Source organism: Longimicrobium sp. (assembly GCA_036387335.1).
GTDB lineage: Bacteria > Gemmatimonadota > Gemmatimonadetes > Longimicrobiales > Longimicrobiaceae > Longimicrobium.
The window spans coordinates 1-11818 of record DASVTZ010000079.1; the positions used below are offsets into that span (position 1 = coordinate 1).

Annotated in this window: 10 protein-coding genes and 1 riboswitch; of the genes, 4 read left to right on the forward strand and 6 right to left on the reverse strand. The window is 72.3% G+C overall.

Going from position 1 to position 11818, the window contains the following annotated elements:
• The 5 genes from VF647_06850 to VF647_06870 all read right to left on the reverse strand — a co-directional run.
• The coding region (locus VF647_06850) for a hypothetical protein (GenBank protein HEX8451794.1) at positions 1-1118 on the reverse strand (1118 nt) is incomplete at its 3' end.
• A 26-nt stretch (positions 1119-1144) separates the two neighbouring features.
• On the reverse strand, positions 1145-2800 hold the full coding sequence (locus VF647_06855) for an FtsW/RodA/SpoVE family cell cycle protein (GenBank protein ID HEX8451795.1): 1656 nt from the start codon (positions 2798-2800) through the stop codon (positions 1145-1147).
• Complete coding sequence (locus VF647_06860; GenBank protein ID HEX8451796.1) at positions 2800-4374, reverse strand: penicillin-binding transpeptidase domain-containing protein; 1575 nt, start codon at positions 4372-4374, stop codon at positions 2800-2802. Before VF647_06860 ends, VF647_06855 begins: the two co-directional genes overlap by 1 nt.
• A gap of 3 nt (positions 4375-4377) precedes the next feature.
• On the reverse strand, positions 4378-5115 hold the full coding sequence (locus VF647_06865) for an FHA domain-containing protein (GenBank protein ID HEX8451797.1): 738 nt from the start codon (positions 5113-5115) through the stop codon (positions 4378-4380).
• 598 nt (positions 5116-5713) lie between these two features.
• The gene (locus VF647_06870; protein ID HEX8451798.1) at positions 5714-6754 is read right to left on the reverse strand and encodes a glycosyl hydrolase; all 1041 of its coding nucleotides are present in this window, start codon (positions 6752-6754) and stop codon (positions 5714-5716) included.
• A 15-nt stretch (positions 6755-6769) separates the two neighbouring features.
• Positions 6770-6860: riboswitch (cyclic di-GMP riboswitch) on the reverse strand.
• 309 nt (positions 6861-7169) lie between these two features.
• On the opposite strand from VF647_06870, the gene VF647_06875 reads away from it, so the two are divergent.
• The 4 genes from VF647_06875 to VF647_06890 all read left to right on the forward strand — a co-directional run bounded on the left by VF647_06875 (position 7170) and on the right by VF647_06890 (position 10614).
• The gene (locus VF647_06875; GenBank protein ID HEX8451799.1) at positions 7170-7805 is read left to right on the forward strand and encodes a glycogen-binding domain-containing protein; all 636 of its coding nucleotides are present in this window, start codon (positions 7170-7172) and stop codon (positions 7803-7805) included.
• 29 nt (positions 7806-7834) lie between these two features.
• Positions 7835-8899, forward strand: a complete 1065-nt coding sequence (locus VF647_06880; GenBank protein HEX8451800.1) for a glycogen-binding domain-containing protein — start codon at positions 7835-7837, stop codon at positions 8897-8899.
• 88 nt (positions 8900-8987) lie between these two features.
• Positions 8988-9632: a hypothetical protein gene (locus VF647_06885; GenBank protein HEX8451801.1), complete on the forward strand. Its 645-nt coding sequence runs from the start codon at positions 8988-8990 to the stop codon at positions 9630-9632.
• A 376-nt stretch (positions 9633-10008) separates the two neighbouring features.
• Positions 10009-10614 (forward strand): NifU family protein, encoded by a 606-nt coding sequence (locus VF647_06890; GenBank protein ID HEX8451802.1) that lies wholly within the window; start codon positions 10009-10011, stop codon positions 10612-10614.
• A gap of 331 nt (positions 10615-10945) precedes the next feature.
• On the opposite strand, the gene VF647_06895 is transcribed toward VF647_06890, so the two are convergent.
• Complete coding sequence (locus tag VF647_06895) at positions 10946-11713, reverse strand: DUF5715 family protein (GenBank protein ID HEX8451803.1); 768 nt, start codon at positions 11711-11713, stop codon at positions 10946-10948.
• Positions 11714-11818 lie beyond the last annotated feature (105 nt).

The following is an 11818-nucleotide window of genomic DNA, read 5'->3' on the forward strand; positions in this document are numbered from 1 at the left end:
CCGGCCGGCGCCGGAGCTTGCACGTTCGGGGTCTGCACGGCCGGGGTCACGGGCGCCGCCGCCGCCGAATCGGCGCCGAGCGAGTCGGCCGGCACGGTGACGGGCGGCGCCACGTTGGGCTGGCTGAGTGTCTGCACGCGCTGGATGCTGTCGTCGGCGGTCTTGCGGGCGCTCATCGCGGTCATCAGCGCGTAGCCGCCCAGGGCCAGCGCCACCAGCGCCAGCGCCAGGGCGATCCCCGCCAGCGGCGAGTTGCGGGTTCGGGTCACGGAGTCCGGCGGGTTGAAGGGTCCGCGCGCGGTCTCGGCGGCCGCCGCGGCGGGTGCCGCCACGGCCGCGGGGCGCGGGCTTTCCTGGGTCAGCGAGTCGTCCACCGCGCCGCCGCCGTCCGGCAGCACGCGCACGACGACGGCGGTGTAGTTGTCGTCCGGGCCGCGCTCCTCCACCTTGCGCGCGATCGCCTCGCAGGTGGTGGACGCGTCGCCCACGGTCATCGCCTCGCCCAGCTCGTCCAGCCGCATCGCCTTGGTGATGCCGTCGGAGACCAGGAGGTACGTCCACCCGGCCCGCACCGGCACCCATGTGGCGTCCGCCTCGGCGCCGCGGCCCACGGCGCGCTGCAGCTTGTTGGCGCCCGGCGAGTCCGGAATCTCGTCCAGCGCGATCTCCCCCGCCTCCCAGCGCGCGTAGGCGGGGGTGTGGTCGCGCGTCTCCAGCCGCACCGTGCCGTCCGGCGAGCGCGAGATCAGGCGCACGTCGCCCGCGTTGGCGCACACCCACCCCAGCCCGTGGCTGCGGTCGCGCGTGAGCGACGCGATGGCGATGGCGCACCCCATCCCCGCGCGGTCGTCCGGCGCCTCCTGCGCGGCGCGCGCGACGGCCTCGTCGGCGGCGCGCACGGCGTAGCGGGCGGCGTCCAGCGAGTGGATGGGGCCGCGCCCCGTGATGGCCTGCAGCGCGGTGTCGGCCGCCATGCGCCCGGCGCGCTCGCCTCCCATCCCGTCCGCCACCGCCACCAGCCCGCTGCCGGCGAAGGCGTCCACGGAAAAGGCGTCCTGGTTCTCGGTGCGCGGGCCCTGCGCGCTGATGCCGGCCACGTCGAAGACGAGGCCATGCATCTTTACGAGCCCTGTGGCGTGGGCGCTCATACGATGCGGACCCCCGTCGCGGCGGTCTCGCCGCTCTCCATGGGGGTGGCGAGTGCGTGCTCCAGGCGCTCCTCCTCGGTTCGGCGGTGGCTGAGCCCCGCGATGATCCCCACGCTGATGGAGGCGGCCAGCAGCTTGCTGCCGCCGTGCGCCGCGAAGGCCGCCACCACGCCGGTGAGCGGGATCACCCGCACCCCGCCCAGCGTGGCCAGCCAGAAGGGGATGCCGATCAGCAGCGCCAGCCCCGTGGCCAGCGTGCGCTCGAACGCCCCCGGCTCCCGGACGGCCACTCCCAGCATCTGCATGATGAAATAAGTGTAGACGAGCACCAGCGCCACCGACCCCGCCAGCCCCCAGTGCGCCGCGACGGTGGTGATGTAGCCGTCGTCGGCCGCGTTGGGCGCCGTCTCCGCGTGTCCGCGCCCGGCGCCCTCGCCCAGCAGGCCGCCCTCCAGGATGTTGGCGTCGAACAGCTTGATCTGGAAGTTGGCGCGCTCGCCCCACCGCTGCGCCTGCTGCTGCGGGAGCGACTCCAGGTCCTGGTACGGCTGGTACGCCAGGTTCAGGCGCTGGATGGAGCGCGGGTCCGTGCTGAACGCCGCGAACACCAGCAGCGCCCACACGCCCACCATCAGCCCCGCCCACCACCCGCGCCGCGTGCCCACCAGCAGCATCGCCGCCATGCTCCCCGCCGTCACCACCGAGAGGCCGAGCTCGTGGATCAGCAGGAAGGGGACGAGCGGCAGGGCGCCGAACAGCAGCAGCCGCCCCACGCGCTGGGGTCTGAACGCCTGCCCGATCTGCCCCAGGTTGTACGCGTCGTCCGCAACCGTGGCCGCCCACACGCCTATGAAGAGCGGCAGCAGCAGCTCCCACGGCGTGGTGCCGAACACCTTGCCCGTGCTGCGCGCGCCCGGCGCGAAGGCCAGCCCCAGGAAGAGGACCATCGCCGGGGCGAAGATCCACAATCGCCGGTCGCGGAACCAGCGCAGCAGCCATCCGCGCCCCGACATCAGGAACCCCGCCAGCAGCGCCAGCGGCGCCAGGAAGACCGGCGCGTACGTAAGGAGCCGCGGAATCAGCGCGCCGCGCGCCTGCCCCTTCATCGCCTGCGTGAACGGATCGGGGAGCGGGGGCGCGGGACCCTGGAAGACGGCCGCCTTGCGCTCGTCGCTGTACGCCCGCTCGATGGTGGAAAGGCGGCTGCGGGTGGCCTTGAGGTCGTTCGCCTCCGCCTTGCGCCCCGGCGGCGCCTGGTACGCCGGGTCGGTGAAGGTCTGGAAGATGGAGGGGCGCACCATGCAGAAGATGAGCACGGGGAGCACCACCACCGGCCAGCTTCCGCGGTAGCCCATCCTGCGCAGCACCACCAGCAGGAGGAGCCACGCCACCAGCCCCACCATGTCGCGCACGAAGGTGGCCCCAGCCCCCACCGAGGTGCCGTGCGTCGGCCACACGTCCATGGCGATGGAGACGTGCGCCATCACGTAGAAGACCACCCCCACCAGCAGCCCCCACCAGAGGAGCCCCGGGATCAGCCGTCCGCTCCGCTCGGCGGAGGGGATGTTGTGCGCCTTGAGATGCACCGCGACGCCGACGGGCCCGCGCTGCTCGGAGCGCTTCGCGCCGCGGAAGAGATCCTTGAGCGCCATCAGTCCCTCCCGCGCACGGCCATGCGCGGCTGCCGGATGGCGCCCCGGCCGTCCTCGCGCGTCGCCATCCAGCTCGTCATGGCCGCGGCGACCCCGGCCGGCGCGCGCCCGCCCTGCCCGGACTGCTGCAGGTACACGACGATGGTGTAGCGCGGCCGCCCGTCCGGCCCGAACATCAGCCCCGCGAACCACCCGTCCGGCCGCTGTCCGCGGCGGATGTCCACCGTCCCCGTCTTACCGCCCATGTCCCAGGTGAGGCGGTCGATCACCGGCTTCACGCTCACGGCCGTGCCGCTGTCCACCACCTGGAGCATGGCGCGCTGCAGCTTCATGGAGGTCTGGGGCTTCATCACCGCCGCGCCCTCGGGAACGTTGCGCAGGCGGTCCTGCTCGATGGTGGGCTGCAGCATCACGCCGTTGTTGCCGATCGCCTGGATGAACCGCGACACGGCGATCGGCGTCACGTCCACCGGCCCCTGCCCGATCGCCATCTGCGCCCAGTCGAACGGGTTGAACTTCTTGCGGAAGAGGACGCGGTTGGGCGGCGGCGTCATGCGCTTCGTCCACCGCTCCGACGCGCTGTTCCAGAACGGCCCCGGCGCCTCCTCGGGCGCGTCGCCCGAGTAGGGGATGAAGCCGAAGCGGCGGTAGGCGTCCGCGAACGCCTCCTCGCCCAGCTGCTGCCTCATCTGGAACGCCATCGCGATTGCCTGCGTGTTGCACGAGACGACGAGCATCTTGCGCGGGATCTCGATGGGCGGGTACTCGTGGCTCTCGAAGTTGCGGACCTTGCGGTTCCCCACCTGGATGTACGCGGGGCACGCCATGTACCGGTCCCCCATCCCGGAGTCCCACCAGAGCGCGGAAAGGGCCAGCTTGAAGACGGAGCCCGGCAGCGTGTAGCGCTTGATCCCCATCGGCGCCTGCTCGGCCGTCCCGGTGGAGGTGTACGCGACGACGGCGCCGTTCTTCACGTCCTGCATCACCACCACGCCCTGGAACCCCGACTGCTTGAGCAGCGCGTACGCCTGGCGCGTGGCGTCGCCGCACAGGGTGAGCTGCATGTCCGCGCCGGCCGCGTGCAGCTCGGTGCGCTCGCGGAAGTTCCTGGGCGCCCTCAGCTTCTCGGCGAAGAGGCGCTCGATGGTGTAGTCGCGCTTGTCCGCGTCCTCGCCGCCGCCCAGCAGGTTCGCGCCCGCCTCGCCCAGCGGGTAGACGCGCTGCACCTCGCCGTCGCGCATCCCGTAGCGGGCCAGCGCGTTGGCGTCCTTGCCGGTGCAGTCCAGGATCCACCCCTTGAGGTCGCCGCGGTTCATCTCCGAAGCGCGCGGGTCGCCGAAGCGGGAGTAGCGCTCGCGCCCCTCCTCGATCTGCTCGCGGTTGATCAGGATGAGGGCGTGGCCGGCCGTGTACACCCCCGCCAGCAGCAGCATGCCGAAGGCGATGAAGACCGCCCACCGCTCCCGCTTCTCGCGCACCGCCGTGTAGCTCCAGCGCAGGATCGCCAGAAAGGCGCCCACGCCGAAGAGGAGGTACAGGGCGCGCAGCCCCAGGTTGAGGACGGTGTCCAGCATGGCTCAGCCCTGCGCCAGGCGGAGCACCGTGTTCCCCATGCGGATGGTGTCTCCCGGGTTCAACGGATGCTCCTGGTGAGGCGGCAGGGCGGTGTCGTTCACAAAGGTGCGGTTCTTGGAGTCCAGGTCAGTGACGGTCACCTGCCCGCCGCGCACGGCGAAGCGGGCGTGGCGGCCGCTCATGTAGCGGTCGCCCAGCGCGAACACCCCCGCCTCCGCCTTGCGCCCCACCACCACCTCGCCCTGCAGGGGGATCGGGTCGCGCACCGTCTCCGACGCCACCACCTGCAGCACGGCCGCCCCACCGCCGCCGCCGCCGTACCCCGGCTGCGGCGCGCCGAACGGCTGCGCGGCGGTGGCGGGGACCATGGCCCGGTCCGGCCCGCGGGGGGCGGCGGGGCGCGGGGCCGGCGCGGGCTCGGGCGCCGGCTGCTCCAGCCCGAGCGGCTTCACGAAGGCGAACTCGCGCTTGGTGTCCAGCAGCACCACCTCCACGCGCAGCCCGGCGCGCGCGATGCCGTTGTCCTGCGCCCACTGGGCGGAGAAGCGGCGCAGGTGGTCGGCCTCGTCGCGGGCCCACATCGCCTCGCCCATCCCCGCGGGCACCAGGTCGGTGGACACGTACACGCGCAGGTCGGGCGCGGTGCGGCGGTCCGCGTAGCGCCGGAGGGCTTCGCGCACGCCATCCTCCAGCTGCTGCCGGAGGGTGGGGCGGAGGATCTTTCTGAAAGCGTTGAGCATGGACGGGTCCGAGGTCGGGTTTCAGCCACCCGGGCGCTCGCAATGTCCGGGCCGGGAGCCCTCACCCCCGGCTCGTTACACTCGCCTGCCCCCTCTCCCGATAACAGGAGAGGGCTGCGCCCTCACGTTATCGAGAGAGGGGGCTTGCTTTGCTTCGGCGGGCCTGGTGCCGCGCAGAGGGCCCCCTCCCCCCGGCCCCCTCCCCCGCCTGCGGGGGCGCAGGGCGGGTGAGGGGGGGAACTACCCTTTCCGTCGCACAGATCCCGTGCCCGCCGCCGCACCGCCGCTCGCCGTCACGAACCAATCCCGTAGGGGCTGCGATTCATCGCGCCCGTGCCCGCCGCCGCACCGCCGCACGCATTGTCGGATGGATCCCGTAGGGGCCGACCTGCGTGTCTGCCCTCCCTCGCCACCCACCGCCCACCGCCCATGGGCCGCCACCTCGTAGGGGCCGCCCCACGTGGCTGCCCGTGCCCTCCGCAGAACCACCCTGCGCGCCCGGGCACCACCACACGCAAAACGCCCCTCCCCCGCGGTTGGGGGAGGGGCAGCGAGGAACGAGCGGGGGAGGGGGCCTACCGGCCCTCGCCCCCCGCCGTCAGCGAAACGACGTGCGTACGTTCGGGTCGCGCATGACGGTGCGGAAGGCGTCCAGCGAGGAGCGGCTGGAGTCGATCCGCCAGTCGGCTTCCTTGCGGGTGTGGAACCAGATGGCCCCCACCACGTTCGGATGCCGGCGCAGCGTGGCGAACGCATCGCTGATCCACGCGCCCTTGTCGTACCCGCGCGCCTCCTGCGTGGCGAACTCACCGATGATGATCGGCTTGCGCGGAAAGCGGCGCTCCAGGTCCGTGAGGATGTTGTCCGAGTCGCGGCCGGTGAACACCGTGGCGAACGTCTGGTAGACGCCGCCCCACACGCTGGGGCCGTTGTAGCCGTGCGGCCCCAGGTAGTCCACGTACGCGTCGCCCGGGTAGTAGTGGCCGTACCAGTTCCAGTGGCTCGGCCCCACCGACCCCAGCGCCAGCGGGTTCCCCACGTTGGGGCTGAACACCCACTTCACGTTGCGCGCGCCCTCGCGGCGGAAGATCGTCACCATGCGGCGGAAGGCGGCGGCGTACTTGGCCGGCGCGGCCTGGTTGCCGTTGTAGACGCCCTGCCAGGCGAAGTTCCAGCGCCCGTTCATCTCCCAACCCGGCGACACCATCACCGTGCCGCGCACCCCCGCCAGCCCGCGCGCCATCCGCGCGATCTGCGCGTCCGCGCGGCCGGAGTTGATAGCGTCCAGCAGCCCGTTCCGCGGCGCGCCGGCGAAGCGCAGGTCCAGCGCCAGGTACGGCGTGGAGCCCGCGGCCGAGGTGCGGCGCACGAGCTGCCCCGCCCACCCGCGCTCGGAGAAGTCGACGTCCAGGTTGTGGAAGGTCTTGATGATCGCCGGGCGCTTCCCCACCATCTGCGCGAAGCGGCCGATGCCGACCTCGATGCGCTCGGTGCGGCTGTCCGCCTCGCCCAGGTACGCGCCGATGTAGAACGGCCGGTTGAACAGGCCGTTGGGCGTGTCGTCCGCGGCGCGCGAGAGGCGCGGGAATGCAACGATGGAGAGAACGGCCAGGGCGGCCGCACGAGTGCGGAAATGCATGGGAGTTGCTTCCTCTTCGGCAGCTCGACAGGCGTGGCGGGTGGGACCCGCGTTAGCCTCGAAGCTTTGCGTCCCCGTCTTTCGAACGGGTTTGCCGTTTGTCGGAGGGTGCGCGGCCGGGCGGCCGCGCAGGCACGGTGGAAATGGGATTCCGTGCGCGACGTAACTATGCGTAGAATCAGCCGGTTAGTCAAGTCGGAAGCTGCTACGGAAAGACGGAGCAGCGGAGCGCGACTTTGGGCATCCTCAGCCGTCCCGCGGGCCCGATGCATGCGTGCAGACGCCCGTGAACCCGGAGCGCGGCCCAGGGTACCTATAAGTTCGGGATCTTTCCGTGAGGATCCGAAGTGACCGGCGGGGCACGGAGCGCGTCTATCCGGCGAAGGTCCAGCCCCGCCAGCACCCGAAGCATCGCATGAGCAACCGCATCCACGCCTGCCTCGACGGCGACATCCCCGCCGAGGACCTTTCGCCCGCCGAACGCGCCCGTCTCGCCGAGATGGAGCGCATCTTCGGCGCGGCCTCGCGGCACCTGCGCGCCGTCGCCGCGCCGGAGCTGGCCGGGCGCGTGATGGCGGCGCTCCCCGCGCACGCGCCGCGCCGGCCCGGGGTCGTGGAGCGCGCTCTGGGATGGCTCTGGCGGCCGCGCCCGGTCCGCATCGTCTTCCGCCCCGCCTATGGGCTGGCGGGAGCGCTTGCGGCCGTCACCGCCGTCGCCATCCTCCCGGACGCGCCGGGGGTGGAGCAGGCGCCCGCCGCGCTGGCCGCCGCCGCGCCGCCGGTGTACGTGCAGTTCCGGCTGGAGGCGAACGGCGCGCACCAGGTGGCGCTGGCCGGCACCTTTACCGGGTGGCAGCCCGCCGTGCAGCTCCGCCAGACGAAGCCGGGCGAGTGGTCCGCCGTGGTGCCGCTGCGCCCCGGCGTGCACGACTACGCCTTCGTGGTCGATGGACAGCGCTGGGTGGCGGATCCGCACGCCCCGCAGGTGGACGACTCCTTCGGCGGCACGAACAGCCGGATCTCCCTCCCGCCGGTCGTCCAGAGCTCTTGAGACGGGCGCTGCCGGCCCTCGCGGCCTGCATGCTCGCCGCTCCGCTCGCGGCACAGGGGTGGAGCGTCGAGGCGACGGCGGGCCGCGCGGCGTACGATCCCGTCGCGGCCCGGGTGAGCAGCACCTCGGCTTCGCTGGCGCTGCGCTACGACACGCCGCAGCGCTGGCTGTACGCCTCCACCGGAGCCGCGCTGGACGGCACGGGGCCCGGCTGGGCGGCCACGGGGCTGGGCGGCTTCGTGGGCGTGGCGCGGCGCCGCGGGCTCACCCTGGGCGCGACCGTGGCCGGGCACGCGTACGGCTACGTCGATGCGGACGTAGCGCCCACGGGCGGCGGCGGCACCGTGGAAGTGCTTCCCACCGCCATCGTGCAGCACGGACCGGTTCGCGCCCAACTTTCCGCCGGGTTCGTGGGCGTAGCCGACGGCTTCTCCGGCCTGTACAGCGAGCGCCGCGGCTTCCTGGACACCAACGCGGGCGTGGCGTGGACGCCGTCCCACGGGGTGGAGCTCTCCGCGGGCGCGCGCTACCTGCACGGCGACGGGAGGCAGCTACCCTACGCGGGCGGCGGGGCCCAGGTGGAGCGCAAATGGGGCGGGGCGTGGGTGTACGCGGGCGCCTGGCTGGACCCGGATTACCCGAAGCCCCCCACCGCGGCCGGCATCGGCGCGAGTCTGCGGCTGGTGGGGCGCACGGAGCTGTCGGGCGCCTTTCGCCAGGAGCCGGCGGACCCGCTCTACAGCAGCGTGCCGCGGCGGAGCTGGAGCGTAAGTGTGCGGCGCGGCTTCGGCCGGCGTCCCGCCTCCGCCCGTCCCGCCGCGCCGCTCCCGGTGGTGGCCGCCGACGGCGTCACCTTTCGCCTCCCCCGCGCCGAGGGCGAAACCCTCGCCCCCGCCGTGCTCGGCGACTTCACCGGCTGGCAGCCCGTGCCCATGGCGGCCGACGGGGAGTTCTGGAGGGCCACCGTGCGCGTCCCCCGCGGGGTGCATCACTACGGCTTCCGCAAGGCGGATGGGACCTTTCTGGTGCCGCCGGGGTTGCCACTGGTGAGCGACGGAATGGGGGGAAACTCGGCCGTCCTGGTGGTGGGTTGATGCACACTACGTCGGTTTGTGACGGAGCACGCGCGTAGGTCGTCAGACCGGTGTTACGGTACTACTCAAGCACCTGGAGTTGTAGGAGATGAAACCAGTTTTCCTCGCCACGCTGCTGCTGACGCTCCTCGCCCCCGCGGGGGCCGTGGCGCAGCCGGGGCCGGAGCAGAGGATCGAAGCGGCCCGCCGCCGCGCCGCCGAGATGCAGATCCCGGTCGCGCTGCTGGACAGCAAGGTCGTGGAGGGGCGTGCCAAGGGGATCCCCGAGGTGCGCATCGCGGGCGCCGTGGAGCACCGCCTGGAGCTGCTGGCCCGTGCACGGCAGGCGATGGGCGCGCGCGGCGTGGCCCCCACGGACCTGTCGATGGGCGCCGACGCGCTGGAGTCGGGCGTCACGCCCGAGGTGCTGAACACGCTCTCCGCGCAGGCCCCCGCGCCGCAGCGGGCCATGGCCATCGCCGTGCTCAGCCAGCTGGTGCGCGCCGGCGAGGCGAGCGAGCGGGCGCTGGCCCGGGTGAGGGCCGCCATGAGCCGCGGCCCCGATGCCCTGCGCGAGCTTCCCGGCGAGGCGGCCGCGGCCCGCTCCGGCCAGCAGGAGCCCGCCCCCAGCCGCGCGCCCAATGCCAACCCCGGTGAGCGCGGCAAGCGCGGCGATGCCGGTCCTCCCGCATCCGTCCCCGCCCCCGGCGAGGGTCGCGGTCGCGGGCGTGGCAGGGAGAACACCAGGAACTGAGCTCTTTCCGGTTTCCGGAATCGGCGCGCCGCCCCAGGCATCGGGGCGGCGCGTCTTTTTACTGCCGGGCTCACGCGGAGACGCGGAGGCGCCGAGAAACTGCAACTGCTGGCTCACACAGAGATACAGAGACACGGAGCAAGAACAGCAAAGCTTGTTCTCTATAGCCTGAAGTTCCTTCTGTGGTCTCCACGTGAGGCTCTTCTTGTTGTTCTCTCTGCGTCTCCGCGCCTCCGCGTGAGACCAATGGGATGTTCGCCCCGCGACGCATTCGACTTGGCACTCCGCACCCGCTACCTTGGGACGCAACCGAACCGGGACCTGCGCGGGGGGTATCCACCCGTGGCCGATCCCACCCCGCTGAGGAAGCACACTGATGATTCAGTTGACGGATAACGCGCGCGCCAAGGTCCAGTCCCTCGTCGATGCCGAGGTGGTGCGCGATCCCGCGCTCCGCATCGTCCTCGCGCGCGGCGCGGATGCCCCGCGCAGCCCGCTGGACCGCCCGTACGAGATCACCCTCGTGGAGCGCGAGGACAAGGAGCGCACCGAGATTGCGATCAACCTCGATGGCATCCGCGTCCTGCTGAACCTGGACACCTCCACCCTGCTCGGCGGCGCCACAATCCGGTGGAGCGACGAGGACGGCTTCACCGTGGAGACCCCCGAGTCGAAGCGCCGCTCCGCGCCGGCGGACTCCGATTCCAGCGCCTGGGCGGACACTCCCCTGGCCGAGCGGATCCAGCGCGTCCTGGAGGAGTCGATCAACCCCCGCATCGCCGCCCACGGCGGCGCCGTGGAGATGGTCGACCTCGCCGACGACGTCCTCTACGTGCGCATGAGCGGCGGCTGCCAGGGATGCGCCTCCTCCGCCGCCACCCTCCGCCAGGGCGTCGAGCGCATGGTCCGCGAAGAGGTCCCCGAGCTCCGCGAAATCGTGGACCTGACGGATCACACGGCGGGGGCGAATCCGTATTACTGAGGGGAATGGGGAATGGGGAATGGGGAATGGGGAATGGGGAATGGCGGGCGGCGAGCGGGACGAGCCCGCATCCCCCTTCTGTCATCCTGAGCGACGCGCCACTCAGTCCTCGCCCGTGCTCCATAGCCTGGCGCGGAGCGAAGGATCTACTGCGCGCAACTAGAGGCCGGCGCGACACGCACACCCCTCGGCTCGCCGGCTAGATCCTTCGCTCGCCGCCGCAAGTTGGAAGGTGCGGCGGTCATCGGTGAGGCGGCTCTCTCAGGATGACAAAAAGAAGCCGCGCGACGGGATTCCGTCGCGCGGCTTTTTCCTGTCCAACCCCCAGGGTTCAGCGGGCCGGGATGGCGAGCGTCTGGCCGGGCTTCACGTGCGAGCCGCTCAGGTCGTTGGCGGCGCGCAGGCGCTCCACACTCGTGCCGTGGCGCCGGGCGATCGACCAGAGCGAGTCACCGTTGCGCACGCGGTAGGAGGAGCTGGGAGCGGGGCGCTCCACCCGCGCCTCCTCCTTCTGCGCCGCGGGCTTCGACTCGCCGCCGATGTAGCGCCGGTACGGGCCGGGGAAGACCGCCACGTGGAAGTGCGGGGGACGCCGCTCCTCGGTCGCCTCCGCCACGCCCCGCGACTCCAGGTGCAGGAGCCGCTGCCGCAGCCACGACCGGCACCGCGAGCGCTGCGGGATGCGGATGTCCACCGCCATCCCCGCGGGGTGCACCGACTTGTCCACCGAGTTGAAGAGGCGGAACGACGACGGCCGCATCGCGCTGGTGATCACCAGCTTCTCGCCGCACACGTCGCGATACTGCTCCGCCAGCCGCTGCACAAAGGTGCGCGTGGTGGCGAGCGCGTACGGATAGGTGACCCCCGCCACGCGATAGTTCGAGTTCCCGCTGAGGCGCACCAGCTCCCCATCCGCCGCGGCAGCGCGCACACCGCGCGGAGTGCGGTAGAAGGGAAGCGCATGGCTGCGCGCCTGCCTGTACATGCGCTCCACGCTGGACGGGGAGCCGCGCAGCGTCTGGGCTTCAGCCGCCTCGGGGGCGAGTACGCCAAGCCCGCCGGCAAGCGCCAGCGCAGCGAGAATGGATCGGGATTGCATCGGCTTGCGGGGGACGGACGGGGAAGGAATCAGCGCGGACGGTGCGCGCCGCCAACAACTCTACATGGCACAGCCGCTCCTGGCAACACTTTACCCCACCTTCGC

What these genes read in the sequence shown, in the direction of transcription:
- VF647_06855 (HEX8451795.1), bottom strand. Translation starts at nt 2,800, where the DNA reads ATGGCGCTCAAGGATCTCTTCCGCGGCGCGAAGCGCTCCGAGCAGCGC.
- VF647_06860 (HEX8451796.1), bottom strand. Translation starts at nt 4,374, where the DNA reads ATGCTGGACACCGTCCTCAACCTGGGGCTGCGCGCCCTGTACCTCCTC.
- VF647_06865 (HEX8451797.1), bottom strand. Translation starts at nt 5,115, where the DNA reads ATGCTCAACGCTTTCAGAAAGATCCTCCGCCCCACCCTCCGGCAGCAG.
- VF647_06870 (HEX8451798.1), bottom strand. Translation starts at nt 6,754, where the DNA reads ATGCATTTCCGCACTCGTGCGGCCGCCCTGGCCGTTCTCTCCATCGTT.
- VF647_06875 (HEX8451799.1), top strand. Translation starts at nt 7,170, where the DNA reads ATGAGCAACCGCATCCACGCCTGCCTCGACGGCGACATCCCCGCCGAG.
- VF647_06880 (HEX8451800.1), top strand. Translation starts at nt 7,835, where the DNA reads ATGCTCGCCGCTCCGCTCGCGGCACAGGGGTGGAGCGTCGAGGCGACG.
- VF647_06885 (HEX8451801.1), top strand. Translation starts at nt 8,988, where the DNA reads ATGAAACCAGTTTTCCTCGCCACGCTGCTGCTGACGCTCCTCGCCCCC.
- VF647_06890 (HEX8451802.1), top strand. Translation starts at nt 10,009, where the DNA reads ATGATTCAGTTGACGGATAACGCGCGCGCCAAGGTCCAGTCCCTCGTC.
- VF647_06895 (HEX8451803.1), bottom strand. Translation starts at nt 11,713, where the DNA reads ATGCAATCCCGATCCATTCTCGCTGCGCTGGCGCTTGCCGGCGGGCTT.